The organism is Streptomyces anatolicus, assembly GCF_019400875.1.
GTDB classification, from domain to species: Bacteria; Actinomycetota; Actinomycetes; order Streptomycetales; family Streptomycetaceae; genus Streptomyces; species Streptomyces anatolicus.
Window position 1 is genome coordinate 1 of record NZ_WMBF01000783.1, and the last position, 1,729, is coordinate 1,729.

Consider the following 1,729-nt stretch of genomic DNA (forward strand, 5'->3'; position numbering starts at 1 on the left):
CGCACCACCTCCCCCGCCCGGTTCATCGCGAGCACCCCTTCGGGCCCTTGCTTGACGACGGCGAGTTCTACCCCGGCGTCGAGCAACGCCCGCGCCGCCGAGAGAGGTTCCCGCTCCCCCGTGGCGATCTCGACCTCGTCGAGATTGCCGACGGCGACCGTGGCATGGGCAAGCGCGGCGGCATAGTGGGGCCGCGCCTCATCCGGATCCGCCCAGAACATCGGCCGCCAGTCCAGATCGAACACCGTGATCCCCGCCCCCGCCGGCCGCGAGGCCAACGCCGCCAACGTCGCCGAACGACTCGGCTCCGCGCACAGCCCCGTCCCCGTCATCCAGAAGATCCGCGCCGCCGCGATGGCGCCCAGGTCCAGCTCATCCTCGTAGATCTCCAGATCGGGCGCCTTGGGCAGCCGGTAGAAGTAGAGCGGGAAGTCGTCCGGCGGGAAGACCTCGCAGAACGTCACCGGCGTCGGCAGCCCCGCGACCGCGCTCACCCAGCGGTCGTCGACGCCGAACTCCCGCAGCGCCCGGTGCAGATACCGCCCGAAGGGGTCCTCGCCGGTGCGGGTGACGAGCGCGACGCGGCGCCCGAGGCGCGCCGCGGCGACCGCGACGTTGCTGGCGGAGCCGCCGAGGAACTTCCCGAACGTGGTGACCTCGTCGAGCGGCACCCCGCTCTGCAGCGGATAGAGGTCGACCCCGATCCGGCCCATGGTGATGACGTCGTACGCATCGGTCACCCTGCACGCCCCTTCGGCCGTCGATCGTGTGCCCCCAGGTCTAATCCCGTCCCGGGAACCCTGTCAACATTTTGTCCTTACATTCGGACCACTCCTTGACACCTCTCCGAGGCGGCCTGGAGGCTGACCGGCATGACGACGCTGTCTCGCATCCGGATCGGTTCGGCGCCCGACTCCTGGGGCGTGTGGTTTCCCGAGGACCCCCAGCAGGTCCCCTGGCGCCGCTTCCTCGACGAGGTCGCCGAGTCCGGTTACGAGTGGATCGAGCTGGGCCCGTACGGCTATCTGCCCACCGACCCCGCCGTACTGGCGGCCGAGACGGCCCGCCGCGGGCTCAAGGTCTCCGCGGGCACGGTCTTCACGGGGCTGCACCACGGCCCCGCCGTCTGGGAGAAGACCTGGGCGCACGTCGCCGACAACGCCGCGCTCGCCCAGGCGATGGGCGCCGGGCACCTCGTCGTCATCCCCTCCTTCTGGCGCGACGACAAGACGGGCGAGGTCCTTGAGGACCGCGTCCTGACGCCCGCGCAATGGCGCGAACTGACCACCCAGACCGAGCGCCTGGCCCACGAGGTCCGGGAGCGGTACGGGCTCCAGGTCGTCGTCCACCCGCACGCGGACACACACATCGACACCGAGGAGAACGTGACCCGTTTCCTCGACGCCACCGACCCCGACCTCGTCTCGCTCTGCCTGGACACCGGCCACTACGCCTACTGCGGCGGCGACAGCGTCAAGCTCATCGAGACGTACGGCGAACGCATCGGCTATCTGCACCTCAAGCAGGTCGACCCGGAGATCCTCGCCGCGGTGCGCGCACAGGAGGTGCCGTTCGGGCCCGCCGTGGCGCGCGGCGTGATGTGCGAGCCGCCCGCCGGGGTGCCCGCCCTGGGGCCCGTCCTCGCCGCGGCCCAGAACCTGGGCGTCGACCTCTTCGCGATCGTGGAGCAGGACATGTACCCCTGCCCCCCGGACAAGCCCCTCCCCAT

The 1,729-nt window shown here is 71.0% G+C and carries 2 protein-coding genes; one reads left to right on the forward strand and one right to left on the reverse strand.

Translation table 11 applies throughout. The annotated features are described in order from the left end of the window. Nucleotides 1-713 (reverse strand): PfkB family carbohydrate kinase (locus tag GKQ77_RS32415; protein WP_219692725.1); only part of this gene is annotated, 713 nt, incomplete at its 3' end. Between the two features lie 159 nt (nucleotides 714-872). Here GKQ77_RS32415 and GKQ77_RS32420 point away from each other — a divergent pair. Continuing rightward, the coding region (locus tag GKQ77_RS32420) for a sugar phosphate isomerase/epimerase family protein (RefSeq protein ID WP_219692724.1) at nucleotides 873-1,729 on the forward strand (857 nt) is incomplete at its 3' end.